At 67.5% G+C, this 26096-nt stretch carries 26 protein-coding genes and 1 tRNA gene; 23 read left to right on the top strand and 4 right to left on the bottom strand.

Annotation, left to right across the window (positions count from 1 at the left end; genetic code table 11):
- Positions 1-215: 215 nt before the first annotated feature.
- A complete protein-coding gene (gene rplJ / locus CQ034_RS13245) occupies positions 216-704 on the top strand; it encodes a 50S ribosomal protein L10 (protein WP_029261006.1) in 489 nt (162 codons plus the stop codon).
- A gap of 48 nt (positions 705-752) precedes the next feature.
- Positions 753-1136 carry a 50S ribosomal protein L7/L12 gene (rplL, locus tag CQ034_RS13240; RefSeq protein WP_029261007.1) on the top strand — a complete coding sequence of 128 codons (384 nt, stop codon included), beginning with the start codon at positions 753-755 and terminating at the stop codon, positions 1134-1136.
- Positions 1137-1216: 80 nt separating this feature from the next.
- Here rplL and CQ034_RS13235 read toward each other — a convergent pair whose 3' ends face one another.
- Positions 1217-2221: a LacI family DNA-binding transcriptional regulator gene (locus tag CQ034_RS13235; RefSeq protein WP_105711390.1), complete on the bottom strand. Its 1005-nt coding sequence runs from the start codon at positions 2219-2221 to the stop codon at positions 1217-1219.
- Between the two features lie 287 nt (positions 2222-2508).
- Here CQ034_RS13235 and CQ034_RS13230 point away from each other — a divergent pair, with 287 nt between their 5' ends.
- The 8 genes from CQ034_RS13230 to CQ034_RS13195 all read left to right on the top strand — a co-directional run bounded on the left by CQ034_RS13230 (position 2509) and on the right by CQ034_RS13195 (position 11519).
- The gene (locus CQ034_RS13230) at positions 2509-3825 is read left to right on the top strand and encodes an ABC transporter substrate-binding protein (RefSeq protein WP_105711389.1); all 1317 of its coding nucleotides are present in this window, start codon (positions 2509-2511) and stop codon (positions 3823-3825) included.
- 103 nt (positions 3826-3928) lie between these two features.
- Positions 3929-5068, top strand: coding sequence for a carbohydrate ABC transporter permease (locus CQ034_RS13225; RefSeq protein WP_105711388.1), 1140 nt, complete (start codon positions 3929-3931; stop codon positions 5066-5068).
- The gene (locus tag CQ034_RS13220) at positions 5065-6024 is read left to right on the top strand and encodes a carbohydrate ABC transporter permease (protein WP_105711387.1); all 960 of its coding nucleotides are present in this window, start codon (positions 5065-5067) and stop codon (positions 6022-6024) included. The genes CQ034_RS13225 and CQ034_RS13220 overlap by 4 nt, the downstream gene beginning before the upstream one ends.
- Positions 6025-6121: 97 nt before the next feature.
- Positions 6122-7498, top strand: a complete 1377-nt coding sequence (locus CQ034_RS13215; RefSeq protein WP_105711386.1) for a cystathionine beta-synthase — start codon at positions 6122-6124, stop codon at positions 7496-7498.
- A gap of 72 nt (positions 7499-7570) precedes the next feature.
- On the top strand, positions 7571-8725 hold the full coding sequence (locus tag CQ034_RS13210; RefSeq protein WP_105711385.1) for a cystathionine gamma-synthase: 1155 nt from the start codon (positions 7571-7573) through the stop codon (positions 8723-8725).
- Positions 8726-8832: 107 nt separating this feature from the next.
- Positions 8833-10227 carry a multidrug effflux MFS transporter gene (locus CQ034_RS13205; protein ID WP_181156316.1) on the top strand — a complete coding sequence of 465 codons (1395 nt, stop codon included), beginning with the start codon at positions 8833-8835 and terminating at the stop codon, positions 10225-10227.
- Between the two features lie 31 nt (positions 10228-10258).
- Positions 10259-10888 carry a phosphatase PAP2 family protein gene (locus CQ034_RS13200; RefSeq protein ID WP_036302883.1) on the top strand — a complete coding sequence of 210 codons (630 nt, stop codon included), beginning with the start codon at positions 10259-10261 and terminating at the stop codon, positions 10886-10888.
- A 28-nt stretch (positions 10889-10916) separates the two neighbouring features.
- Entirely contained in the window at positions 10917-11519 is a 603-nt protein-coding gene (locus CQ034_RS13195) for a GNAT family N-acetyltransferase (RefSeq protein WP_105711384.1), read from the top strand.
- 103 nt (positions 11520-11622) lie between these two features.
- Here the strand turns inward: CQ034_RS13195 and CQ034_RS13190 are convergent.
- Positions 11623-11710, bottom strand: a tRNA-Ser gene (locus CQ034_RS13190).
- Positions 11711-11890: 180 nt separating this feature from the next.
- Between CQ034_RS13190 and mpaB (CQ034_RS13185) the strand changes: the two genes are divergently transcribed.
- The 13 genes from mpaB (CQ034_RS13185) (at position 11891) to CQ034_RS13140 (ending at position 22596) form a co-directional block, all read left to right on the top strand.
- A complete protein-coding gene (gene mpaB, locus CQ034_RS13185; protein ID WP_105711383.1) occupies positions 11891-12955 on the top strand; it encodes a daptide biosynthesis RiPP recognition protein in 1065 nt (354 codons plus the stop codon).
- Complete coding sequence (mpaB, locus tag CQ034_RS13180; protein ID WP_105711382.1) at positions 12952-14004, top strand: daptide biosynthesis RiPP recognition protein; 1053 nt, start codon at positions 12952-12954, stop codon at positions 14002-14004. The genes mpaB (CQ034_RS13185) and mpaB (CQ034_RS13180) overlap by 4 nt, the downstream gene beginning before the upstream one ends.
- The gene (gene mpaD, locus CQ034_RS13175) at positions 14001-15260 is read left to right on the top strand and encodes a daptide-type RiPP biosynthesis aminotransferase (protein WP_105711381.1); all 1260 of its coding nucleotides are present in this window, start codon (positions 14001-14003) and stop codon (positions 15258-15260) included. Before mpaB (CQ034_RS13180) ends, mpaD begins: the two co-directional genes overlap by 4 nt.
- A 95-nt stretch (positions 15261-15355) precedes the next feature.
- Positions 15356-16465, top strand: a complete 1110-nt coding sequence (gene mpaC / locus CQ034_RS13170; protein WP_258134204.1) for a daptide-type RiPP biosynthesis dehydogenase — start codon at positions 15356-15358, stop codon at positions 16463-16465.
- Entirely contained in the window at positions 16449-16583 is a 135-nt protein-coding gene (gene mpaA1 / locus CQ034_RS19785; RefSeq protein ID WP_258134203.1) for an MpaA1 family daptide-type RiPP, read from the top strand. The genes mpaC and mpaA1 overlap by 17 nt, the downstream gene beginning before the upstream one ends.
- Positions 16584-16625: 42 nt before the next feature.
- Positions 16626-16751, top strand: a complete 126-nt coding sequence (gene mpaA2, locus CQ034_RS19780; protein WP_258134202.1) for an MpaA2 family daptide-type RiPP — start codon at positions 16626-16628, stop codon at positions 16749-16751.
- Positions 16752-16786: 35 nt separating this feature from the next.
- Positions 16787-16906 (top strand): MpaA3 family daptide-type RiPP, encoded by a 120-nt coding sequence (gene mpaA3, locus CQ034_RS19840; RefSeq protein ID WP_308737268.1) that lies wholly within the window; start codon positions 16787-16789, stop codon positions 16904-16906.
- 62 nt (positions 16907-16968) lie between these two features.
- The gene (mpaM, locus tag CQ034_RS13165) at positions 16969-17796 is read left to right on the top strand and encodes a daptide-type RiPP biosynthesis methyltransferase (protein ID WP_105711379.1); all 828 of its coding nucleotides are present in this window, start codon (positions 16969-16971) and stop codon (positions 17794-17796) included.
- Complete coding sequence (mpaP, locus tag CQ034_RS13160; protein ID WP_308737267.1) at positions 17777-19456, top strand: daptide biosynthesis intramembrane metalloprotease; 1680 nt, start codon at positions 17777-17779, stop codon at positions 19454-19456. Before mpaM ends, mpaP begins: the two co-directional genes overlap by 20 nt.
- A gap of 13 nt (positions 19457-19469) precedes the next feature.
- Positions 19470-20186 carry an ATP-binding cassette domain-containing protein gene (locus CQ034_RS13155; RefSeq protein ID WP_105711377.1) on the top strand — a complete coding sequence of 239 codons (717 nt, stop codon included), beginning with the start codon at positions 19470-19472 and terminating at the stop codon, positions 20184-20186.
- Positions 20183-20911, top strand: coding sequence for an ABC transporter permease (locus CQ034_RS13150; RefSeq protein ID WP_105711376.1), 729 nt, complete (start codon positions 20183-20185; stop codon positions 20909-20911). Before CQ034_RS13155 ends, CQ034_RS13150 begins: the two co-directional genes overlap by 4 nt.
- A complete protein-coding gene (locus CQ034_RS13145; RefSeq protein WP_105711375.1) occupies positions 20908-21642 on the top strand; it encodes a hypothetical protein in 735 nt (244 codons plus the stop codon). The genes CQ034_RS13150 and CQ034_RS13145 overlap by 4 nt, the downstream gene beginning before the upstream one ends.
- A gap of 63 nt (positions 21643-21705) precedes the next feature.
- Positions 21706-22596, top strand: coding sequence for a rhodanese-related sulfurtransferase (locus tag CQ034_RS13140; protein ID WP_105711374.1), 891 nt, complete (start codon positions 21706-21708; stop codon positions 22594-22596).
- 54 nt (positions 22597-22650) lie between these two features.
- Here CQ034_RS13140 and CQ034_RS13135 read toward each other — a convergent pair whose 3' ends face one another.
- Entirely contained in the window at positions 22651-24948 is a 2298-nt protein-coding gene (locus CQ034_RS13135; RefSeq protein ID WP_258134201.1) for a DUF3488 and transglutaminase-like domain-containing protein, read from the bottom strand.
- A complete protein-coding gene (locus CQ034_RS13130; RefSeq protein ID WP_105711372.1) occupies positions 24905-26095 on the bottom strand; it encodes a DUF58 domain-containing protein in 1191 nt (396 codons plus the stop codon). Before CQ034_RS13130 ends, CQ034_RS13135 begins: the two co-directional genes overlap by 44 nt.
- Between the last annotated feature and the right edge of the window lies 1 nt (position 26096).

Here is a 26096-nt window from a genome sequence, read left to right as displayed (position 1 = left end):
GAGAGGAGCGGGTGAGGTAGAGTTATGGCAACCGAAGACCGCTGGTCATCAGGCGTGCGCAATCACGCCGGATCGAAGCTCTGCACAGCAGGGGCCCGCGCAGGACACGAACTTCTCAAAGCTCCGTGCGCTTGCGCCGGAGCTTTTTTCTGTGCAGGTGGTCCAGGTCGGCGCCCCACCACCGTGCGGCGCCTCGTACACACCAAGGAGTGACCATGGCGCAGAAGGATGCATCGGTCGCCGAGCTCACGAAGTCATTCGAGAACTCGAACGCCGTCCTGCTGACCGAGTACCGCGGTCTGACGGTTGCCCAGCTCAAGGAGCTGCGCAACAGCATCCGTCAGGACGCTGAGTACGCCGTGGTGAAGAACACGCTGACCAAGATCGCCGCCAACAAGGCTGGCATCTCCGCGCTGGACGACGACCTCAAGGGTCCGTCGGCTGTCGCGTTCGTGCACGGTGACTTCGTCGCCACCGCCAAGGCTCTGCGTGACTTCGCCAAGGCCAACCCGCTTCTCGTGATCAAGTCCGGCATCTTCGAGGGCAACGCCCTCACCGCGGACGAGGTCAACAAGTACGCCGCGCTCGAGAGCCGTGAGGTTCTGCTGGCGAAGGCTGCGGGCATGATGAAGGCGACGATGGGCAAGGCTGCCGCCACCATCGATGCTCTTCGCGAAAAGCTGGAGACCGCAGAGGCCGCGTAAGCGACCTGCGATCTCGTCTACAAACCCCATCTATCTAGGAGATACATCATGGCTAAGCTCACCACTGAGGAGCTGCTCGAGCAGTTCGCCGGCCTGACCCTCGTCGAGCTCAACGACTTCGTCAAGGCGTTCGAGGAGAAGTTCGAGGTCACCGCTGCTGCTCCCGTCGCCGTTGCCGGTGCTGCGGGTGGCGCAGGCGCCGCTGAGGCTGAGGAAGAGAAGGACTCCTTCGACGTCATCCTCGAGGCTGCTGGCGACAAGAAGATCCAGGTCATCAAGACCGTCCGCGAGCTCACCTCGCTGGGTCTCGGCGAGGCCAAGGCTGTCGTCGACGGTGCCCCGAAGGCTGTCCTTGAGGGCGCCAACAAGGAGACCGCCGAGAAGGCCAAGGCTGCTCTCGAAGAGGCAGGCGCCACGGTTACCCTCAAGTAATCGCGACGCTCACGCGTTTCTGATCGAAGGCCCCGGGTTCGCCCGGGGCCTTCGTGCGTCTCCGGCGCTTTCCGCGCAGGTCAGCGCGGCGGAGCGGTGGAGTTGCGCACCACGAGGGCGGATGCCGCCGACACATGTTCGAGCGGAGCATCCGGCCTGTCGATCCGCTGCATCAGGAGGCGCACGGCCTCGTGTCCCTGTTCGCGGGGCGATTGCCCGATCGTGGTCAGGGCGAACATGTCGGCGTGCTGATGGTCATCGATGCCGACGACGCTGAGTTCGGTAGGCACCGCGATGCCCAGGCGACGCGCGGCGATGATCGCGCCGATGGCCGCCTCGTCGCACACTCCGACGATCGCGGTCGGGCGGTTCCGACGGTCGCCGAGCAGACCGGCCGTCGCCGCGTAGCCGCCCGGCATTGTGGGAGTGGCGCCCGCGACCCGCGCGTGCTCGGTGAGTCCCGCGGCACGCAGCGCGCCGCGATAGCCGTCCAGTCGCCGGGCGTCGCCGAGGCTCAACGCTTTCCCGTCGGACGCGCCGCCGACGAAGGCGATATCGGTGTGACCGAGTTCGACGAGATGCTCGGTGGCGATGCGGGCTGCGGCGGCGTCGTCGATGGAGACGGCAGTGGATCCTTCGCTGTATGGACCCACGCTCACCAGCGGACGCCCGGTAAGCTGCAGGCGTTCGAGCTCGCGGGCGCTGGGCTGGATGTCCACGGCGATGATGCCGTCGAATCGTCGCCCGGGAAGCACGTTCTCGAACAGCCGATCTCGCATCTGCGAACCTTCGGGCACGCCGTAGAGCGCGAGGTCGTAGTCGAGCGTCAACAGAGATTCCTGGATGCCCGCCAGCAGTTCGGCGAAGAACCAGCGGTCCACGGGCGGCATCACGACGCCGACGGTCTGCGTGCGACCGGTGGCCAGGCTCGTCGCGGAGGAGTGCGCGACATACGACAGCTCGCGCGCCGCATCCGTGACGCGGGCACGGGTGTCCTCCGAGACATAACCGCGCCCGCTCAGCGCACGGCTCGCGGTGGCCTTCGACACCCCGGCACGCGCAGCGACGTCCGCGATCGTGCTCATCGGTCCTCCTCGACCTGATCACGCGGTTGCGTGGGTGGCGGCGCGGTCGCCGCGCCGGGTGACAGCGTAGTCCTCGAAGCGCTCAAAAGGAACCGGTTCCACACTGTGCGCGAGGGAGCGCTCCCATCGACGGCGTCGATCTGAGTCGAATGGTTGTGAGCTTGTGACCCTTCCGTGTTGTGCCGGGATATCGATCGCCAGTAGGTTGGCCTGGAATCGGTTCCCTACCGGTGCCGCGGGGTGGCATCGCATCAGGTGGGACCCTGTACTCGAAGAGGAGAATTCACATGGCTCTGTCACAGCGTTCCCGGCGTTACGCGCCGCTCGCCCTGCTGGGGGTCGCGGGCATCGCGCTCGCCGGATGCGGGGCTCCCGGTGGGACCTCCGGAGGCGGCGGTGGTGGCGGCGGAGACAACACCGTCACGATCTACGGCACGATCGTCGAGGGCGAAGCAGAACTCCTCGCGGAATCCTGGGCGGATTTCGAGAAGGAGAACGACATCGAGATCAAGTACGAGGGTAGCCAGGACTTCGAGACGCAGCTCGGCACCCGCGCACAGGGCGGCAACCCGCCCGACATCGCGATCTTCCCGCAGCCCGGCCTGTTCGCGGACTACGCGTCGCGTGACCTGCTGAAGCCGGCTCCGGAGGCGGTCAAGAAGAACGCCGAGGAGTACTGGACGCAGGGCTGGGTCGACTTCGGCACCTACGACGGCACGTTCTACGGCGCGCCGCTGATGGCGAGCGTCAAGGGCTGGGTCTGGTACTCGCCCACCAAGTTCGCCGAGTGGGGCGTCGAGGAGCCGACCAGCTGGGACGAGCTGCTCACGCTGACGCAGACCATCAAGGACAAGAGTGGCGCTGCCCCGTGGTGCGCCGGCTTCGAGTCCGGCGTCGCGACCGGCTGGCCGGGCACGGACTGGATCGAAGACCTCGTGCTCCGCAACGCGGGCCCCGACGTCTACGACCAGTGGGTCAAGAACGAGATCCCCTTCACCGATCCGCAGATCAAGGAGGCGTTCGACGCCACGGGTGAGATCCTGCTGAACCCGGAGTACGTCAACGCCGGCTTCGGTGACGTGCGTTCGATCAACTCCACCGCGTTCGGTGACGTGGCCGCGAAGGTCGCGAGCGGCGAGTGCGGGCTGACCCACCAGGCCTCGTTCCTGTCGGGCTTCTACCCCGAGGGCACGAACTTCGCCGAGGACGGCGATGTCTGGGCGTTCCTGACGCCGAGCCCGAACCCGGACGAGACTCTCATCACCGGTGGTGGCGAGATCGTCGGCGCGTTCAGCGACTCGGAGGCGACGCAGAAGGTGCTCGAGTACCTGTCCAGCCCCGAGTGGGCCAACAGCCGTCTCGCCCTGGGTGGCGTGACGTCGGCCAACAAGGGTGTCGACCTCGACGTGGTCGAGGACCCGATCCTGCAGGAGTCGATCAAGCTCCTCCAGGACGACTCGGTGACGTTCCGTTTCGACGGTTCGGACCAGATGCCCGGTGCTGTCGGCTCCGGAACCTTCTGGAAGGGCATGGTCGCCTGGATCAACGGGACCTCCACCGATGAGGTGCTGACCCAGATCGAGACCGGCTGGCCTTCCAGCTGATCGGATGAGGAGGGCCGCCCCGCGGGGCGGCCCTCCTTCTCACACCCGGTCCGCGCATCGCCGCGCCGACCGCTGATCAGCTCCGTCTCATGAAGGGGAATCCATGAACGCGACTGTGTTCTTCCAATGGATCGGGACACTCCCGCCGATCCTCCAGGCGCTCGCCGTGGTCATCGCGTTCGCGGTGGTCGTGGTGGTGATCCTGCTGCTCGTCGACATCGCCCCGCGCAAGGGCGCTCTCTACACCGGCATCCGCCTCGCGATGTGCCTGCTCATCCCGCTCGCGGTGATGTGGTTCTTCAACTCCTATTACTGGGCGATGGGAGTCGCGGTCGCCGTCGGTGCACTGTTCTTCTTCCTGGACTACCGGTCCCGCGACGGCGCGGGCTACCTGATCCAGCTCGTGGCCTTCATGGCTCCGGCGATGCTGCTGCTCCTCGCCGGCCTCATCCTGCCGTCGATCCAGACCGTCTATGCGTCGTTCTGGAACTCGACCGGCAGCGACTTCGTCGGGTTTGCCAACTATCTCTGGATCTTCACGCAGTCGGACGGTGTGACCTCGGTGATCAATACCATCGTGTGGGTGCTGCTCGTCCCGACGCTCTCCACGATGATCGGCCTCGGGTACGCGGTGTTCATCGATCGGACCCGCGGCGAGAAGATCTACAAGTTGCTGGTGTTCATGCCGATGGCGATCTCGTTCGTCGGTGCCAGCATCATCTGGCGCTTCGTGTACGCCTACCGTGGCCCGGAGTTCGAGCAGATCGGTCTGCTCAACCAGATCCTGGTGTGGTTCGGCGGCGAGCCGCAGCAGTTCCTGTTGAACGGTCCGTGGAACAACCTGGCGCTCATCGTGGTGCTGATCTGGGTGCAGACCGGTTTCGCGATGGTCGTGCTCTCGGCGTCGATCAAGGGCGTGCCAGCTGAGCTGCTGGAAGCGGCGGAACTCGACGGTGCGAACGCCTGGGAGCGTTTCAAGTCGGTGACGATCCCGTCGATCCGTCCGGCGCTCATCGTCGTGCTGACCACGATCTCGATCGCCTCTCTGAAGGTGTTCGACATCGTCCGCACGATGACCGGCGGAAACTACGGCACGTCGGTGCTGGCGAATGAGATGTACACCCAGTTCTCGAAGTTCGAGGCGGGTCGCAGCGCTGCGCTCTCCGTCATCCTGTTCATCCTGGTGCTGCCGATCGTCATCTACAACGCACGCCAGATCAAGAAGCAGCGGGAGATCCGATGACCGACACCGTGAAGACAGACGCCGGCGACAGCACGCGGGCCATCACGACCGCGGGCCGGTTCGAGGCTTCGGCCGGACGAGCGCGCAAGCGGCTCAGTCGGCCCTGGGCGAGCGTCGCCGCGATCATCATCGCCGTCGTGTGGACCGTTCCGACCCTCGGCCTCTTCATCTCGTCGTTCCGCGACCGGGAAGCGATCGAGACCACCGGTTGGTGGACGGTCTTCACCGACCCGAGGCTGACGCTCGACAACTACGCGGCGGTGCTGCAGTCCGGCACCACGCAGTTGACGATCCTGGAATCCTTCTTCAACTCGATCGTCATCACGATCCCGGCGACGCTCATCCCGCTGATGATCGCGGCGATGGCGGCGTATGCGTTCTCGTGGATCGAGTTCAAGGGTCGCAACGCGCTGTTCATCTTCGTGTTCGCGCTGCAGATCGTTCCCATCCAGATGGCTCTGGTGCCTCTCCTGTCATCGTTCTCCCGAGGGATCAACCTGTTCGGCGTGCAGGTGACGGAGGGGCTCGATGTCGCCGGCGGCTATGCGCAGGTGTGGATCGCCCACACGATGTTCGCGCTGCCGCTCGCGATCTACCTGCTGCACAACTTCATGTCGGAGATCCCCGGCGAGATCATCGAGGCCGCGCGCGTCGACGGCGCGTCCCGCGGACAGATCTTCTTCCGCGTGGTGCTTCCGCTCACGATGCCGGCGATCGCGTCCGTGGCGATCTTCCAGTTCCTCTGGGTCTGGAACGATCTGCTCGTGGCGCTCGTGTTCGCCGACGGTGCCGCCTCTCCGATCACGAAGGTGCTCGCCGAGATCACCGGACGTGGTGAGGGCTGGTACCTGCTCACTGCGGGTGCGTTCGTCTCGATCATCGTCCCGCTCATCGTGTTCTTCGCGCTGCAGCGGTACTTCGTACGCGGCCTGCTGGCGGGGTCGACGAAGGGCTGACGCTTCGGAAGACACAGGGGGCCTTTCGTGAGAACGGATGCCGCGGGTGGGCGAAACACAGCCCCGCCCGCGGCATCCGCGCGTCTACCCTGAAGTCATGAAGTACGCAGACTCGATCGTCGACCTCGTCGGCGACACGCCCCTCGTGAAGCTCACTCACGTCACCGAGGGCGTCGCGTGCACGGTGCTCGTGAAGCTCGAGTACCTGAACCCGGGCGGCTCGTCGAAGGATCGCATCGCCGCGCGCATCATCGATGCCGCCGAGGCCTCCGGCGACCTGAAGCCCGGCGGCACGATCGTCGAACCCACCAGCGGCAACACCGGAGTGGGCCTGGCACTCGTCGCTCAGCAGCGCGGCTACAAGTGCGTGTTCGTGCTGCCCGACAAGGTGGGCGACGACAAGATCGACGTGCTGCGGGCCTACGGCGCGGAGGTCGTGGTGACTCCCACGTCGGTCGCGCCGGAAAGCCCGGAGTCGTACTACAGCGTCAGTGACCGACTCGCCCGTGAGATCCCCGGCGCGTTCAAGCCGAACCAGTACGAGAACCCCAACGGTCCGCGCAGCCACTACGAGACCACAGGACCCGAGATCTGGCGCGACACCGAGGGTAAGGTCACGCACTTCGTGGCCGGCGTCGGCACGGGCGGCACGATCACCGGCACCGGGCGCTACCTCCGCGAAGTGTCGGAAGGCCGGGTGCGCATCGTCGGCGTCGACCCGGAGGGCAGCGTCTACAGCGGCGGCACCGGTCGTCCCTACCTCGTCGAAGGTGTCGGGGAGGACATCTGGCCCGGCGCCTACGACCCGACCGTCCCGCACGAGATCGTGGCGGTGGGCGACGCGGACTCGTTCGCGATGACGAGACGGCTCGCCCGCGAGGAGGGCATCCTCGTCGGCGGATCGAGCGGCATGGCCGTCGTCGGCGCCCTGCGCGTCGCGCGCGAACTGCCCGCCGATGCCGTGATGGTGGTTCTCCTTCCCGACGGCGGCCGCGGTTACCTCGGGAAGATCTTCAATGACGGATGGATGCGCTCCTACGGGTTCAGCGACGTGGAGGAGGGCGAGACCGTCGCCGATGTGCTCGCCGCGCGGCCGTCGCGCCAAGGCGAGGGCATCCCCGACCTCGTGCACGCGCATCCGACCGACACGGTGCTCGAGGCCATCGGGATGATGACGCAGTACGACGTGTCGCAGCTGGTCGTGCTCAGCGCCGAACCGCCCGTCATGATGGGCGAGGTCGTCGGCACGGTCGATGAGAAGGGACTGCTCGACCTGCTGTTCCGCGGCGAGGCGAGCGCGACCGATGCCGTCGGAGCGCACGTGGGGGAGCGGCTCCCGCTCATCGGCATCCATGCCTCCGTCGCCCAGGCGAAGACGGCGCTCGCCGACGCCGATGCCCTGCTGGTCACGGAAGACGGCAAGCCGCACACGGTGCTGACGCGACAGGATCTGCTCGGGTACCTCTCCCGCTGAGCGCTCCGACGGCGCCTGACCCCGGGCGTAACGGGAGGGCCTCCGCTGCGGGGGCGGTCGTAGGCTGAGGGCATGTCCGACCACGCCTTCGCCACTCGCGCCATCCATGCAGGACAAGCTCCCGACCCGACGACGGGGGCGATCATCCCGCCGATCTACCAGTCCTCCACGCACGTGCAGGACGGCATCGGCGGTTTCCGCGAGGGCTACGAATACAACCGTGCCGGCAACCCCACGCGGTCGTCGCTCGAGACGCAGCTGGCCGCGCTCGAAGGCGGCGCGAGCGCACTCTCCTTCGCCTCGGGTCTTGCCGCCGAAGACGCTCTGCTGCGCGGCATCCTGAAGCCGGGCGATCACGTGCTGCTCGGCAACGACGTGTACGGCGGCACGTACCGACTGCTCACCAAGGTGCTCTCGCCGTGGGGAATCGACACGACGACGGTCGAGCTCTCGGATGTGGATGTGCTCCGCGCCGCGATCCGCCAAGAGACGAAGATCGTGTGGCTCGAGACGCCGAGCAACCCGCTGCTGAAGGTCGTGGACATCGCCCTGATCGCCGAGGTCGCACACGAGTCCGGTGCGATCGTGGTCGTGGACAACACCTTCGCCTCGCCCGCGCTCCAGCAGCCGCTCGCGCTCGGGGCCGACCTGGTCGTGCACTCCACGACGAAGTACCTCGGCGGCCACTCGGACGTGCTCGGGGGCGCCGTCGTGTTCAGCGACGACCGCTTCTTCGATCAGGTGAAGTTCCAGCAGTTCGCGGTCGGTGCGGTATCCGCGCCCCTGGACGCCTGGCTCACCACGCGGGGCATCAAGACGCTGGCGCTGCGGATGCGCCAGCACTCCGAGAACGCGCAGGCGATCGCGGAGTGGGCGGCGGCGCGCCCCGAGTTCGCGCAGGTGTACTACCCCGGACTCGCGGCACACCCCGGTCACGAGATCGCCGCCTCGCAGATGAGCGCCTTCGGTGGGATGCTCTCGCTCGGACTCGCCGCGGGTGCCGATGCCGCACGGGCATTTGCCGAGAGCACCTCGCTGTTCCAGCTGGCCGAGTCGCTGGGCGGCGTGGAATCCCTCATCGGGTACCCGCCGGACATGACCCACGCGTCGGTGCGCGGCACCGAGCTCGCAGTTCCGGAGAACGTCGTGCGACTCTCGGTCGGGATCGAGGACATCGGCGACCTGCTCGCCGACCTCGAGCAGGGTCTGGAGCGCATCGCGCGCTGACTTCCCACCCGGAGCCATCGCGGGGGTGGGGTCGGGTCGGCGGTAGCATGGGTTCTTTCCCCTGGCGAATCGATTCGACCACGCACCCCGAACTCTGGAAGGACGTCGTGTCCGACGCTCCCCGCACTGACTCCATCTCCACCTCGCGACCCGATGCATCGGAGACTGCTCCGGCCGCAGAGCCCGAGCGCACCGCCACCGGCAGCATCCGCACCTCCACCGCGACCGGCGCCATCCGCACCCTCGGCGCGAACCCGGCGACGGCGCCCATCATGCTGCACCCGGGGGATGCGATCTCCCTCGGTCGCCGGACGCTGTACATCATCCTGCTCGGCGCGCTCACGGCGCTCGGGCCGTTCACGATCGACCTCTACCTCCCCGCCTTCCCGGTGCTGGAGGAGGACTTCCAGACCACGGCTGCGGCGATCCAGCTGACCCTCACCGGCACGATGATCGGCTTCGCCCTCGGGCAGCTCGTCGTCGGTCCGCTCAGCGACAAGGTCGGCCGCCGGGTGCCGCTGATCGCGGTCACCGCCCTGCACGTGCTCGCCAGCGTCGGAGCGGCGTTCGCTCCGGACCTCGGTCTGCTCAGCGCCGCGCGCGTCCTCATGGGTGTGGGAGCCGCGGCCGGTGGCGTCGTGGCCATGGCCATCGTGCGTGACCTGTTCGGCGGCCGCCGCCTGGTGGTCATGCTCTCGCGTCTCGCGCTGGTGTCGGGTGTTGCCCCGGTCATCGCGCCGCTCATCGGCTCCTGGCTGCTGACTCTCATGCCCTGGCGGGGGATCTTCGTCGTCCTCGCCGCCTACGGCGTCGTGATGCTGGCCTCGGCGATCCTGTTCATCCCGGAGACACTGCCCGTCGCCCGCCGACAGGACCGCGGTGGCGCGACGATGCTGCAGCGCTATCGCTCGGTGCTCTCGGATCGGGTCTTCCTCGGTGTGCTGGTGATCGGCGGCATGACCTTCTCGGGGCTGTTCTCCTACCTCTCGGCTTCGCCGTTCCTGTTCCAGGTCACGCACGGACTCGATGCGCAGCAATACGGCCTGCTCTTCGCCGTGAACTCGCTCGGCGTCGTCGCGGGCGTCCAGACCGCGTCTCGTCTCGCCGCCCGGTTCGGACCGCAGTGGGTCATGGCCTACTCCACCGCCGTGCTGCTGCTCGCCGGCGTCGCGATCATCGTCACCGACCAGCTCGGGCTCGGACTCTGGGGAACGGTCATCCCGCTCTTCGTGTTCATGACCGCCTGCGGTTTCACGTTCCCCAACGTGCAGGTGCTGGCGTTGGACCGCCACGGGAAAGCGGCCGGCACCGCGGCCTCCATCATCGGCGCGACGAACTTCGGTGTCGCCGGGCTCATCTCACCGGTCGTCGGATGGCTCTCCCACGACGCCGGGATCACCGCGACGACGATGGCCTCGGTCATGGTCGGCTGCGCGGCCATCGGCATCCTCTCGCTCTGGTTCGTCGTGCGTCCGCGGACCGTCGGGATGCTCAATCCCTGATCGGCAGGGCCTCGTCCCGCAGAATGGGACGATGGACAGGCGGATGCTGCTGTGGTGGGGAGTGGGCCTCCTCGCGCTCGCGACGGTGCTCGGTGCCCTGGTGGTGTTCGTGTATCCGGAGACGCCCGGCTTCGACCACTGGTGGAACGAGACGGTCGCCGGCATCCGGGGTGACTGGCTGCTGCAGTTCGCGCTGGTCATGGACTGGATCGGCGGCGGCTGGGTGGCGATCCTCGGGGTGCCGCTGCTGGCGATCCTCGTGCTCGTGCTCGCACGACGCTGGCGTGGTGCGGTCTTCGCGGCCGTGTGCTTCGCCGCGAGCGCCGGTGCGGTGCAGCTGCTCAAACAGCTCTTCGGAAGAGCGCGCCCGGAGGACATGCTGGTGGTGAGCGACTACGGCTCGTTCCCATCCGGCCACACCGCGAACGCGGCGACGATCGCGCTCGTGGTCTGGGTGCTGTTCCCGCGGGTCTGGACCGCGATCCTCGGTGTGCTGTGGGTGCTGGCGATGGCGCTCTCGCGGACATTCCTGTCGGTGCACTGGGCCACCGACACGCTCGGCGGTGCGCTCGTCGGCGCCGGCGTCGTGCTCGTGCTGGCGGCGTGGCTGCTGCCCTGGGTGCAGCAGAAGAAGTCCGAGGTGGAGGCGCCGATAGGCTGAACCGGACCGTTCAGTCAGAGGAGCCTTCGTGTCGCGCATCCGTCCCTACCGCCCCACCGATCGTGCCGCGCTGTACGAGATCTGCGTGCAGACCGCCGACGCGGGCGGGGATGCGACCGGCATCCTCTCCGACGACTCGCTGTGGGGCGACCTGTTCGCCGTTCCTTATGCCGAGCGGCATCCCGACCTCGCCTGGGTGGTCGAGAGCGACGACGAGCGCACCATCGGGTACATCGTGGCGACGGACGACACTGACGCTTTCTACACCTGGTTCCGCGACGAGTGGTGGCCCGGGCTGCAGGAGCGATACCCCCGGTCTGCGGAGCCCGCGACCCGGGAGGAGCGGATGGTCGAGTACGGGTACGAGCGAGCCCCGGGCATCGAGCCGAACGCCGCCGAGTACCCCGCCCATCTGCACATCGATCTGCTCCCCGAGACACAGGGGCAGGGACTCGGGCGCGGGCTCATGGAGACCCTGTTCGCCGAGCTGACCCGCCGCGGGGTGCGCGGACTGCACCTGGGGATCGACCCGAACAACGCCGGAGCGGCCGCGTTCTACGAGCGGCTCGGGATGACGCGACTGCCCGCAGCGCCCGGTGGGCAGATCTACGGCGTGCGCTTCGACGGCTGAGTGAGCCGGGGGCGTATCCCGGCGCTCGCTCCTCCCCGAATCCCCGTACTGGAGAGAAACGCAAGAAGGGCCCCCGCTGGCGCGGAGACCCTTCTTGCGTTTCTGGCGGTGACGGCGGGATTCGAACCCGCGGTTGCTTGCACAACACACGCTTTCCAAGCGTGCTCCTTCGGCCGCTCGGACACGTCACCAGGAACAACCTGTCCATCCTATCCGATCGGGGGAGGGTGGCGTGACAGAGCCTTGACGCGCGGCCCTCGGCCGGTCGCGAGGATGCCGCGGGCAGAATATTGCATGTCACACGTCAGCTGTATAGCCTCAGATGAGGACAGATCGTGTTCGATCAAGGTCCTCGTCGTCTGGGGGAGAGTATGCAGGACAGCGCGACCACGGCATCACGGCCGAGCCACCGCACGGCCACTGCTTTCGAGCAGTACGTCAGCGGAAGGCGGGGAATCGTCGAGGGCGCCGTGTTCTTCCTCGAATCCGGAGACCACATCGAGGAGGTGCTGCACGCGGCGGAGCCCTGCGACATCGTGATCGCCCCCATACGACATCCCGATCCGCGGACCATCGCGTACGACGGTTCCTTCCTCGAACCCGGCGATGAGATCACCCTCGGCGGGCGCCACACCTTCGAACTGCAGGACTACGTCGCTGTTCCCTTCACCACCTTCGCCGGTCCGACCGTCGTCCGGCAGTTCTCGGCAGCGGGGATCGCCGCCTTCCTGAGCGATGCCGACACGGCGCGGAACTCCGGCGTCTTCGTGGGTCAGCTACTGAACACGGAAGTGCTGTTGGATTCCTGGGCCTCCTCTCTCGCGGCGGACCTCATCGGCGACTCAATCGGTCGGGTCCACGTCACGCGTCATGGGGAGTATCGAGACGGGCCTGACGGGCTTCTGCTCGGGAGCGTGGGCGATGAACGGGCCGATATCGAGGCGACGGCCGCGGCGGGAGCAGGGCGAGGGCGCTCGTTTGCCGGGGTCGTCGACCCTCGCGTCCTCGAGGCGGACCTCGACGACCGCCCGTGGTTCGGGCGGTATCTGGTGGCTCTCGATCTGATGCGAGGGTGGGAGGGCGCACCGCCTCGTGCTGCCATCTCCGGATTCGGCCGCCACCTTGTCGCGGTGCTCGACGAGGGTGGGGCATATCCCTCGATACTGGCTGCCGATGCACCCTTCCTCGTTACAGGGGACGGCGAGGAGTACATCCTGGTTGATCGAGTGAGCCACAGACGTCTCCGACGCGGAGTCGATTCCGCGAGGGCTGCGGAATGCCTGATCGCGACCTCGGAGGAGTTTGAGGCGACGGCACTGCTCGCCACCGAACTCGGCACGCGGGTGAGCAGGGTCGCTCCGCTGGTGCGTGCGCTGCAGGACAGGTTTGCGGCGACGGGATTCGACGTCACCGGCTACCGGCGGCACGGGTCATGACGCGCGACGAAGAAGGGTCGGTCGATATCGAACGCGTCGGAGCCCGGGCACTGCGTGAATGGATCACCGGAGTGCGCGATCAGCACACGCGGGTGTACCTCGTGGATGTCGGAGCCTCGGCACGGAACCTGGACGCGGTGACCAGTAAGGACGACGTCATGCTGTTGCCGACAGGAAGCGATCCGTACAGAGGACCTGCCACGGCCGTCCATTACAACGGCGCACTGCGCGACCTCGGAGACGAGCTGTTCTTCGGAGAACGTGGAGTCGAACTCCAGGACTATTCGGCTGCGGAGTTCGTTCAGATCGTCGGCCCCACTGCGGTGTGCTTCTTCGATGAGTCGAGCTGGCGCGCCTTCCTCGATGACGCTGAACTCGCCCGACGGACGGGCATCTTTCCCTCGACTCTGCTCGACCCCCGGATTCTTCTCGCGGACCGCAGAGCGCTTGCCGACCCCCGCGGACTGGAGACTCCGAGCGCCATCCGCTTGAGTTCCGATGGCAGAGTGAGCATCGGTGTGCGCGGCGCCGACATCGGCAATGTCGATGACCTGCCGGCGGTGCTCACGATCCCGCTTCCGGGTGTCGCCGCGTGGCACGACATCGCGCCCAGAGATGTGCTCCTCGCCGACCTCGCGAATCGGGAGTGGATCGGTCGATACCTCCAGGCGACGGATCTCATGAAGATGCTCCGGCTTGCCAACGGTGCGGCGAGAATCACGGGGTTCGGCTGGTCCCTGGTCGACGACAACCTCTCCGATGCCGAACCGCCCATCCGCGATCCATTCCTGCTCGAGACGGGAGACGGTTTCCTACTGGCCGACCCCACCACACTGCGTCGCCAGCTGCTGTCGCCGATGACTGCCACGGTGGTCGCCGTCGCCCAGACTTCCAGCACGCTCGCCCTCGCGGCTGAGCGGGTGGCGCGAAAACTCGGCATCTCTGTCTCGGAAGCGGAGACCCTGTGCCGTGCAGCCCTCGCCGCTCTCGGCATCCACTCCGGCAGACGCGCTGCCGCCGCACCACGCCCCACGGGAGTCGACGCATGACCGACCCGCACGCGCTGTGGACCTCGATGCTCCCGGCCGACGTCACCTTCGCACCTGACCGAGTGGCCGTCGGCGCGTCAGGAAACCGCATCGAGTTCGCTGACGGATCCACGCGCCTCTGTGCGACGAGCGGGCTGTGGAATGTCCCCCTCGGCTTCGGCAACGCTGCGGTGACCGAAGCGGTGAGCAGAGCGACACATGATGCCTCGTACCTGTCCCTGTTCAGAGCGCCGCACAGGTATGCGGAAATCGCGGCGGAGGCTCTCATCGAACTGGCGAAACCGAGCAGATACCGCCGTGTCATCTTCTCGACGTCGGGCGGGGCAGCGAACGATGCCGCCGTGAAGCTGGCGCGACAGTACTGGGTGCAGAAGGGCTCCGGGTCCCGATCGCTCGTCGTCGGACTGAAGGGTAGCTATCACGGCACCATGTACGGCAGCCATGCACTGAGTGGCGATGAACTCCACCAAGCGGTCTATTCGGTCGATCGCAGATCGGTGAGGCACGTGTCGCACAGCGATGACGGGGAGGAGCTGGCGACACTGCTCTCACGCGAAGGGTCGCGGGTGGCCTCGGTCGTCGTCGAGCCCGTCCTGGGCAGCGGCGCGTACGCGCTCTCAGATGCCTTCGTGCACCGTCTTCTCGCTTTGAGGGAGGAGTACGGGTTTCTGATCGTCGCTGATGAGGTCGCGACGGGATTCGGCCGCACCGGGACGATGTTCGCTACCGACCGCTGGGCGGCCGCACCCGACGTCCTCATCCTCTCGAAAGCACTGACGAACGGCGCGATGGGCGCCGCAGCACTCCTTGTCGGGCACCGTGTGGCCTCCGAGTTCGTCCGAGGAGGCTGGACGTTCATCCACGGCGAGACGCAGGCGGGGACACCAGGGTGTTCGGCGGCGATCGTCGCCGTCATCGAGGAGCTGCACCGCATCGACGTGGAATCGGTGACCATGTCACTGGCAGACGAGTTGTCACAGCTCACGACACGATTGGTGTCGGACGGCATCGTCACCGGGGTCACGGGACGCGGCTGCTTTCTCGGGTTGGAACTCTGCGACCAGGATGGGAATCCGCTCTCCGGTCCCGAGGTTCTTCGCGTCGTCTCCGCGGTCGCAGCGAACGGCGTCCTTGTGCAGCCGGGGCCGAGCTCCATCGAACTGATTCCGGCGTACGGGTTCACCCCCGGGGAACTCGTGGAAATGGATACGGCGGTGCGTGCGGGTGTGGCGCAGTCACGGGAGATCTCCGCATGAATAGAGGCTTTGCGGGGCGCGTTCCCACGCTATGGCACGGAAGCGGGATCGCACGGGAGACGGTGGGGCGCCTCACGGCGGGACGGGAGACCTTGGTGATCGCTGATGCGGCCGTCACGGTTCCCTTCCTGGACGACTGCAACGCCAGGATGATCGACATCGACGCACTCGCCTCAGACGTCACGACGGTGGTAGCTATCGCGCGCGAGATCGTTCGCCGCCCTCCACGCGTCATCGTGGCAGTCGGTGGAGGGAGCGTACTCGACGCCAGCAAGCTCGCCGCGCTCGCGCTCGCCAATGGGCGGGTGTTCGACTACGCCGTCGAACATGCGTCGAGGGCGCCACTGACATTCCTGCCCGATGCTCCGCCGCCCGTCGACATCGTCACCATGCCGACTACGCTCGGCACCTCGTCGGAGACGAACAGTGTCGCCATCCTCAGAAACGAACACGGCAATCGCCTCATCGTCGGGCGCTCCCTGAGGCCGCGTCACGCCATCATCGATCCCTGCAATTCGGTCACCCTCCGGCCGACTTCGGTCAGGGAGGGAGCGCTGGAGGCGTTCCTTCGCCTGGCAGGGGCGTCGACGAGTCCGGGAAGGAGTGCGAGGGCGAAAAGCGACGCCGTCACGCTCGGTAGGGCACTCCTCGAGACCGCCGCTCGTCACTCGGGTTCCCCCACGGGAAGGTTGCGCGTCGCGCGTCTGAGCGCAGCGACCCAGCGCACCGCAGCGCTCAGGGGCCCCGACCCCTACGGCGCCCGTCATTGGTACCTGGCGAACGAAGTCGCGTTCGTGCTCGGGGTTCGCAAGATGGTCGCAACGGCTGGCATCATCGCTGCCGTGTGGCGGCGAATCTGCTCGGGTGAGTCACGCTGGGGGGATCGTGAGAGCCTCCAGGATTTCTGGGCCGGGGTCACCGCCGGGACCGGGTTGCCTCTCGATCCGCCCGCCGGCGCGGCTGCGCTCGTCGACGGGTGGGGAATCCCGTGCCCGGCGAAGCCGACGGCTGACGAGATCGGTCGCATCTCCACGGCCACCGAGAAAGCGTGGGGGCATCGCCAACCGATGCTTCGCGGACTTCTCGCGGCGGACTTCCGTGATGTGCTCCGCGATTCGTGCTGGAACGCTCAGCCCGTTGGCACCCCCATGCCAACCTCTCACGTTCGACATGAAGGAGGTGAATTCAATGAACAACGGTGTTGAAAGGCAGATCTGCTTTCAAGAACTCGACGAAATGGAAGCCCCCAGCTGGGAGAGCTTCTATGAGGGCGCGATCGGCGCACTGATACTCATCGGAATCGGCGCAGCCGCAGCGACGTGATCTCGTCGACCCGATGAGGGTGACGAAACGAAAGGAGGAAATATGCAGGCCACGATGCCGAAGCTCGAGTTCACCGAACTCGAGGCCATGGAAGCGCTGAACGACGGCGAGGACTTCCTGCGGGGATTCGCCGCGGGCGTCATCATCGGGATTCTCGCGCTGACGTAGTAGTCGTATCCGACTACCGATTGAGGAGGTACCAAATGCTGACGAGATCGCTGGAATTCCAGGAACTCGAACAGATCGACGCACCACTCGAATGGTGGGAGCACGCGGGCTACATCATCGCCATCATCGGCGGTGCGGCAGCGATCGCAACCTGACCGAGGGGTGCGGGCGGACCACACCCGCCCGCACTCCACTGCTCACGCTGAGAGGCCATCGAATGCCAGGACTGATCACCGAAGCCATGCAGGCGCGACTCGACCTGGTCGGGGCGCGTCCCCGGGAACAAGACCTGTACGAAGGGGAGGGCACCGACTTCTATGAGCGACTCGTCGGCCCCGACCGTGCCGAGATTCGAGAGATGCTGGCACTCGCGAGAGATGCCGCGGGGCCTGTACTCGATCTCGCCGCGGGAAGCGGGAGAGTGACGATCCCGCTGGTGAGATCCGGCAAGCGAGTCACCGCCATCGACCTTTCGGACGACATGCTCGCCCACCTGCGACGCGCCTTGCCGGAGCGGTCGGCCGTCGAGTGCATCGTCGCGGACATGCGTCACTTCTCGCTGGAGGCCCGGTACGAGCTCGTCATCATCGGCGCGACGTCCATCACCTTGCTCGATCACGAAGGAAGGTCGCTTCTCTACGCGAACGTGCGGCGTCACCTCGCGCCCGGCGGCGTCTTCGCCTTCACCGTCGCCACAGGTGCGTCTGCGCAGAGTCTCGCCGTGCCGACAGAGCGTGAGATCAGAGTCCCCGGTAGAGGCCAAGACGACATCTATCTCTTCTCCCAGCAGGTGGAAGCGGACGGCGCGGCGCGGGTGGTCAATTGGGTCCGTGCCTCAGACGTGACCCCTGGCGGCGAAGTCACCATCCTCACCAGCCGATTGCAGCTGCTCAGCCACGAGGTTCTCGCGAGAGAACTCGTCGAAGCCGGCTTCCACGAACCTGCCGTATCTCCTGTTCGAACGCACCTCGGAGCGGAGATCCTCCTTCTCAAGACGTCGTGGGCGGGGGCCTGGGGAATGGCGGATGGCGATGTTTCCGACTAGTTCCCTTCGGAGGAGAAAGAGCTCCGCACCAGCACCGCTCACTGCAGACACGTGTCCGCTTCTGTCGACCGGAGTCACGTTCGTGGGAGTCGGCGATGAATCGACGGGGATAGCAGTGCTGCACGGCGTGCCTTCATCCAGGGTTTCGCGGCCGGTCGTCGACCTGCTGTCGGCGATGGACGGCACGACCTCGCTTCACGATCTGCATCTGCGCTTCGCCGCATCCGAGTCCTCCGAGAGCTTCCTCCAGCTGGTCCAGCGTTTCCGCGCCACGGGGCTGCTCGAGGGCGACACCAAGCTGCCGCCCGGTCGGCTGACCTATCGGCCCCCGTTCACGCTGCAGATCGCAACCCTTCGTGCGGCCGCCATCTTCGGTCGACTGCACCGTCTGATCGCGCCCCTCCCACGCCGGACGATCCTGGTATCCGTTGCGGCCGTGCTCAGCCTGGGGTTCATGGCGGCCATCCTTCAGGCGAGAGAGCTGCTGAACGTCGTCACCACGCCCATGCCTTTGGGGGCGATCGTGGTTCTCGTCGCCGTCCTCGCGTGCCTCACCCTGCTCCATGAGAGCGCCCACGGCCTCACACTCACGCGCTACGGCGGCAGGCCCCGGCGCGCCGGCGTCATGCTCTTCTATCTCGCTCCCGCCTTTTTCGTCGATGTGACGGATGGCTGGCGCCTGCCTCGCCGTCGGCAGCGCGTGGAAGTCGCTCTTGCCGGACCCGCCGTGCACGCCGTGGTCGCGGCGATCGCACTCACGGCGGCGCTGGTGGCTCCGCAACCGGTCGTCCGCGAGACCCTGCAGATCCTTGGTCTCTCCTGCACAGCCATCGTCCTCGTCAATCTGATCCCGTTCGTGCGGTTCGACGGGTACATCGCGCTCATGAGTGCGCTGGACGAGCCGAACCTCAGGAATCGGACGATTCGCGACGGAGCGAACTTCCTGACAGGCCTCCTCTTCGGCGGACGGCGCATGAGCAAGAGCGTGAACACGTGGTGGAGCGTGCCGTTCGGCCTCGCGAGCCTCATCGCACCGATCACGCTGGTGCTGCTCGCCGTCACACGCGCGGTCCGATCTCTGGCCGCGGGCGGACCAAGTCTCGGGATGTTCGTGGTGGCGCTGGAAGCCGTCGTCGTGCTCGTCGGGATGGGGCTTTTATGGAGGGCCCTGCACCGGGTGCTCCGGTCAGGTGTGTCGCGACTGCGCTTCATCTCGGTCTGCGCCGCGCTGGGTGCGATCATCGTGATCGCCGGAGCCGTGATCCCCGTACCGATGACCGCCACCTTCGGCTTCTCCACAGAAGGCGGTCGGGTGGTCCTTGTCCACGCCGACGGGCAAACGGCAGTGGAGGTGCGCGACGGGACCCCTATCGTGCTCTTGAGCAGCGGCATCCTGGGCAGCCGGCAGGTCGGTGAAGGAACCGCGAGACCGCAGCGACCCGAGCCCACGAGGGTGCCGCTCGATGCTCTGGTTCCCGCCACAGCGGCGGGCGTGTCGGTCTCGGCCGTGTCCTTCGCAGAAGTGGATGTATCCGACAGAGGCGGGAGCCCTCCCGAGGTCGGGCAGGCGAGGTTCGATCTCGGAATGGTGAGTCTGTGGGAGTTCCTCTGGGCCACCGGCGTGATGCAGCCACTTTCGGCATCCCAGAACGAGAAGTAGAAAGAGGATCAGGATGAACGACCAAGCAATCGAAGTCCGAGCGCTCACCAAGCGATATGGGAACCGGACGGCCGTAGAAGAGCTGTCGTTCGCTGTGCCGCGCGGTTCCATCGTCGGTCTACTCGGTCCCAACGGCGCGGGCAAGTCGACGACTCTGCGCAGCATCGTGGGCCTGCTCGCGCCGACCAGCGGCGACAGCCTCATCGATGGTGCCCCATTCACCGCACTCGACAACCCCGCATCCCACGTCGGCGTGCACATGGACGGCTTCGGCTTCGAGCTCGGGATCACCGCGAGACGGCATCTGGAGATATCCCGACTCGCGGCCGGCGCATCTTCCGGCCGGGTCGATGAGGTCCTGGAGATGGTCGGACTCGCCCCAGACGCCCGTCGCCGTGTGAAGACCTATTCGACGGGAATGGCCCAGCGGCTCGGACTCGCTGCTGCTCTCATCGGTTCTCCGCGCACTCTCATCCTCGATGAGCCGGCGAACGGGTTGGACCCCGACGGCATTCGTTGGCTCCGCCGGTTCCTCCGCGGCTTCGCGGAAAGCGGCGGCACCGTCTTGATCGCCAGTCATCAACTGGCCGAACTGGAACAGGTCGTGGATGAGGTCGTCGTCATCAAGCGGCGCGCGCTCTACGCCGGGCGGCTCGGCGACCTCGTGACGAGCGACCGCGATTCTCTCGAGAGCAAGTACTTCGACCTGGTCGAAGGAGCACCCGCATGAGACGAGCCATTCGGAGCGAGGTGCTGCGCGCGGTGAGCGGCCTCTCCATTCTGCCCGTCTACTTCATCGCGCTCCTCATGCCCCTGTTCGTTCTCTTCTCCGACGGCTCCCGCTTCGATGTCGCCGGCGTCGAGGCTGGCGCTGCCACGACCCGGCTCCTGGAGCCGCTTGCCTGGTCCGCCATCGCCGCGGCGTTCGCCGGGGCATACGGTGTCACCCGCGAGTACTACTACGGCTCGATGGACAGAACGCTGACCGGCGTCGGATTTCGTCGCGCATTCACGGGAAAGCTCGTCGCCGGTGCCTTTGTCGCGAGCGCACTGTCAGTGTGCATCTTCGTGCTGTGGACGGTGGGGGTGCACTTCCTTCTCGCTCAGAACGGACTCTCGCTCGTGCTCACCCAGGATGCCTGGCAGATATATGCGGGAGCTCTGCTCGGTTCCGTGCTCGGTGCCTTCGTCGGGGGCGCCGTCGGATGGATCACACGGAACTACTATGTGACGGCGGCTCTCGTTCTCGCCATCCCGATGGCGGTGGAGTTCGCGCTGCTGCGGAACGCACCCGAGCTGGCGCGGTTCTCGCCCGGGTTGGCTCTTGCCGCACTGAGCGTTCCCGGGTACCAGGATCAGCTGCTCGAGTTCATCCCCGCCCTCGCTGTCGCGCTCGCATGGGCTGTCGGCCTGGTCGCGCTCGCGTGGTACCGGAGACGAAGGGCCGTTTCGTGATTCTGCGGGCTCTGTGCGCTCAGAGCCGGAGCTTCACGGCCGACGTCGTCCTCCTCTGGAGCGCGGTTGCGGCATTCGTGATGTCGCTCTCCCTGGCGACGAGTGTCCCACCGGAGTTCGCGGCTGCGCCTGCTGATGTCCGCGAGGCGCTCATGGCACCCTTCGGGGCCGTGCTCGCGACCTATGGGGCAGTCGTCGCGGCTGTTTACGGTTCCTTCCGGTACACCGTCGACCGCCGAGATGGTGTCATCGCGCAGCGTCTGATGCTCCAGCCTCGGTGGGTGATCTTCCTCACCCGAATGCCCACCGCTGCCTTCGGCGGTGCGGTCGTCACTCTCGCCGGCGTGGTGGGGGGTCATATTGCGCTGATGATCGCCATGGGCGGCATTCCTGTGCAGTGGTCATCGGTCGGCCCCGTCGTTGCGCTCGGCGCTGTCGCGGGCCTCTGGGGAATGGGGCTCGGGATCGTCATCCAGACCCATCTGGTGGCTTTGTTCGCCGCATCCATGTCGATGGCGGCGGCGATGCTGGTGGCGCCCTTCTGGAGTGCCGGCGCCGCCTACCTTCCGCTCCTCGCAATGCTCGAAGCCCTTCAGCTCGACATCTCCGCCCTGGGAGTGGAACCGAAGGACAGCCTCGACACATGGCTGGCCGTGCTGGTGGTAGCAGGGTGGGTGGTGGCGGCACTCGGGGTTGGCGCAGTCGCGTTTCTGAAGCGCGACGTGAAGTAGCGCGGCCGGGACCGGCTCTGAGCGGGTTCCGCCCACCACCCGCACCCGACGTAGGATTCCTGGGTGGCAACCCCCAAGATCGTCCTCTTCTACGCGTTCACGCCCCTCGCCGACCCCGACGCCGTGCGCGTCTGGCAGCGCGACATCGGCGAGGCGCTCGGGCTGCGCGGACGACTGCTCATCTCGAAGGACGGGATCAACGGCACTCTCGGTGGTGACATCACGGTCCTGAAGAAATGGCTCCGTTCCTTTCGCTCGTATACGCCGTTCGCCGACGCCGACATCAAATGGAGCGAGGGAACGGGGCTCGATGCCGAGGGCCGCAGCCTCGACTTTCCCAAGCTCAGCGTCAAGGTGCGTGACGAGATCGTGTCGTTCGGAGCCCCGGGGGAGCTGCGGGTCGACGAGCACGGCGTCGTCGGTGGCGGCACGCGGCTGACTCCCGAAGAACTCCACGGCCTGATCGAGGAACGCGGCGACGACGTGGTGTTCTTCGACGGCCGGAACGCCCTCGAGGCGCAGATCGGGCGGTTCCGCGGCGCGGTCGTGCCCGACACCGAGACGACCCGCGATTTCGTGCAGCTCCTCGACTCCGGCGCCTACGACGACCTGAAGGGCAAGCCGGTCGTGACCTACTGCACCGGCGGGATCCGCTGCGAGGTGCTGTCGAGCCTGATGACGGCGCGCGGTTTCGGCGAGGTCTACCAGCTCGAGGGCGGCATCGTCCGCTACGGCGAGAAGTACGGCGATGACGGTCTCTGGGACGGCTCGCTGTATGTGTTCGACGGCCGTGGCTCCGTCGATTTCTCCGACCACGCGCGGGTCATCGGCGAGTGCGTCGGCTGCGGGACGCCGACCAAGCGCACCGCCAACTGCCCCGATCTCTCCTGCCGCTCGCAGTTCGTGGTGTGCGAGGCGTGCGTCGCCGTGTCCTGCACGACTCACGCCGCCTGAACGCGGGTTCGACCGACCCAGCCGACCCGAGCCGAGCGTCCCGGAGCCCTGCCGTCAGGCCGCCGCTCCCGGCTCGGCGGCTCGCGGAGCGTACAGCGACCGCGGCAGCAGTGCGGCGCGCACCCGGGTCGGTCGGTCGACGCTGGCGCGCAGCTGCGCCAAGACCTGTCGCAGCGGCTCGGAGAGATCTGCCGATGCCTCGCCGGACCGGGCGTAGTTGGACCGCTCGACGGCATCCGTGAGTCGACGCATCGCCTCCGGGTCCACCTGGCTCTCCCGCACCAGTCCGGCCGCACGCACGCGCGGGGTCTCGGCATCGGACACTTCCCACTGCAGGTCGATCAGGGTGTCGCGGAGCTCGGCCCACGCCGCGGCCGGGTCCCCGCTTCGCGCCCGGTTCATACGGCCGCGGCGCTCGACGACGCGGATGAGCGCCGGCAGCAGGAGCAGCACGACGGCTCCGAGTGCGGTGAGCACGAGCGGAATCGCGTCGAGGCCACGCTGTGCGTCGCCGTCCGCCGAGTCGCTGCCGGCGTCTTCGCGGTCCACCTCCGGCCCCGAGGTCTCTTCACTCTGCGGGGCCGTGGTGGGGACGGGGACGGACGGGTCTCCGGAGCCACCGCCCTGCGTCACTCCTGCGCGGAAGGCGGTCGGCACGCCCAGGGAGGCGGTCGGTTCGAAAGGAACCCAGCCGACGCCGGGGAAGAGCACCTCCGGCCAGGAGTGCAGCTGATCGCTGGTCACGGAGAACACCGATTCCGTGCCCCGTTTCTCGTCGGTGAGCGCGCCGGGCAGGTAGCCGACCACGATGCGCACCTGCATCCCCAGGCTCTCGGCCATCAGCGCGAAGGCTCCGGCGAAGTGCACGCAGTACCCCTGGCGCTCTTCGAGGAACTGCGCCACGGCCTCCGCACCCGTGCCGTCGAAGCCCTCCTGCACCGGTGTCTCGAGGGAGTATGCGAACTGCGAGCGGAACCAGTTCTGCAGTGCCACGAGTCGGTCGTAGTCGGTGCTCGCAGCCGCGGTCACGTCGGTGGCCGTCTCGGCGATGATGCCAGGCAGTTCCACGGGCTCCGCCTCGGGATCGTCGACGGGGGGCGCGGCGTCGATCGCGCGGATCTGCTCGAGCGTCGGGATCAGGCGGGACGAGGTGACGGTGTAATCGTTGCCGACGGCATCGGCGCTGCGCGAGAAGAGCGTGCGGTTGTCGGGGGAGACCCGCCACGAGCCGCTCAGACCCTGCACGGCGGTGGCCGGGTACGGCACCGGAAGCCACGAGCTCGACATGCGCAGCACCCGGATGGAGGTGTTCTCCTCCTCCGTCGCGATCTCCTCACCCCACTCCGGGGCGCCGAAGCCGTCGTCCTGCGACTGCAGGTCGCCTCGGTCCGGCTGCCAGACGCGTCCGTCGAATCGGGAGAGCGTCGTCAGCCGCAGGTAGGGGGCGGTCTCGCCGTCCGCCGCCACGGTCAGCACCTCGACCGGGTTCGGTTGGCGCAGGTCGTCACCGAGGCGCAGCGATGCGTCGACCGTGACGCCGACGCCGGTGCCGGCCATGCTCGTGGCGACGGGCAGCGCGGGTGCGATGGCCACGGTCGTGACCAGCGCGGCGGCCCCCAGCGCGACGGCGAGCGAGGTCGACGATCGGCGAGGCGATTCCGGATGCCGGCGCGCGGTGTAACGGAAGAGGAGCAGGGCCATCACGCCGTAGAGCACGAACCAGATCACGTTCGTCTCACCCAGGGTGACGATCATCGGCACCGCGCCGATGGCGCCGGTCAGCAGCGCGGCCAGCACGGCCGAGCGGTGCGCCACGAGCTGGTCGAGGAGGATCGCGACGATCGCGAAGCCGGCGCCCATCGTGGCGGCGAGCCCGGGCGAGGCGTCGAGCGGCGCGGAACCGAACGCGACCTCCTCGAAGGCCGCGGCCCCGAGGGCTCCGAACACCGCGAGGGTGGTCGTCGTCGGGACCACCCCGAAGATCGCGGTGTCACCCGCGACGAGCAGCGTCACGGCGCCGATGGCCACGACGATCTGGGTGAGGAGGGTGCCGGTGTCCCGGACCCATGCCGCCCGTCGGCGCAGCAGGTGCCGCAGCAGCATTCCCGTGCCGGCCACGACGATAACCACGACGAGGACCGTGCCCGACCAGGTGCCCGGAGAGATGACCGACGTGTACGGCCACGTCGCCACCAGCGTCGCCGCAGCCGCCATCGCACCGGGGCCGACGACACCGGTCGTCTCCTCACGGTCGCGATGCCACCGTGGCGCGGTCGGCGCGGGGGCGGCCGCGGTCGCGGGTGACTGCTCAGCGCGGAACATCGCCGACCCCGATCCGCGCCGAGACGGCATCCTCCCACGCCTCGGCGATGTCCTCGCCGATCTCCACGACCGTCCAGCCGTGCGGGACGGAGGCCTCGGCGGCACCGGGCAGCAGCTCGGTGCTGAACAGCATCGGGGCGGTGGCTCCCGCCGGACGCAGCAGGGCGGCGTCCTCCTCATCGAGGCGCCCGGTGATGAAGACCAGCGGGCCAGGAGGCGTGCCGCCGATGAGCGACGCCAGGTCCCGGCTCTCGCCGCGGGGGGTCACCATCGCCAGCGCCACGAGCAGTCCGTCGCGGTCGTCTTCGTGCCCGCGCAGGGCGCCGAGCAGAGTTCCCGCGCCGTCGATCACGTCGACGCTGTAGCCCTCGGACGCGAGATGGATGGCGGCGGATGCGCACAGGGAAACGGCAGTCTCGAAGGCCGGATCGGCGTGGACGCCCGGCGCGTCCCAGTGGCGACTGCTGCGGTCGAGCACGACGACCGCGTCAGGGCTCGACTCCTCCTCTTCCTGACGCACCATGAGCTGCCCACGGTGTGCGGTCGCCCGCCAGTGGATGCGACGCATCGAGTCGCCGGGGATGTAGCCGCGCGGTGACAGGTTGTCGCTGCCCTGCCCCAGCCTCGTCGACGAGGTGTGCGCGGTTCCTCCGGCGGCTCCGACCCGCACGGCGAGCGGGGCGAGGGCGAAGACCTCGGGCACGACGGTGACGCTGCGGGTGTCGCCGAACGGCTGCTCGCGCTGCGCCAACCCGAACGGATCCACCGTGCGCAGCATGAGCGGCCCAAGCGGCCAGACGCCGCGTCGGACGCCGGTGATCAGGTAGGTGAGCTGACCGGTCTCGGGCGGGTACTCGCCGCCCGAGTCGCCGGTGACGGCGTCGGGCAGCACGTCGTGCCACAGCCCTCGCGGCACGCGGAGCGCACGCAGCGTGAAGCGCACCGTCACCCTCGAGGTCTCCGACACTGTCAGCAGGTCGGTGGAGATCTGACGGGTGACCGTCCCGGAGCGGCGGGGGAGGCGGACGGCGAGGAGTGAGAACAGCGTGAGGGCGGCGAGCAGCACCCCGATGTAGAGCAGGATGCGGGCGCCGAGGACGTTGGCGGCGATCATGCAGCACAGCGCCGCGATGAGCGCACCGGCGCCGCGGCTGGTGAGGGATCGGCGCCGTCGCATG

It is taken from the genome of Microbacterium sp. MYb45, from assembly GCF_002979655.1.
Taxonomy (GTDB): Bacteria; Actinomycetota; Actinomycetes; order Actinomycetales; family Microbacteriaceae; genus Microbacterium.
Note: the sequence above shows the minus strand (reverse complement) of the source record. Positions and strands in the feature narration are given on the sequence as shown.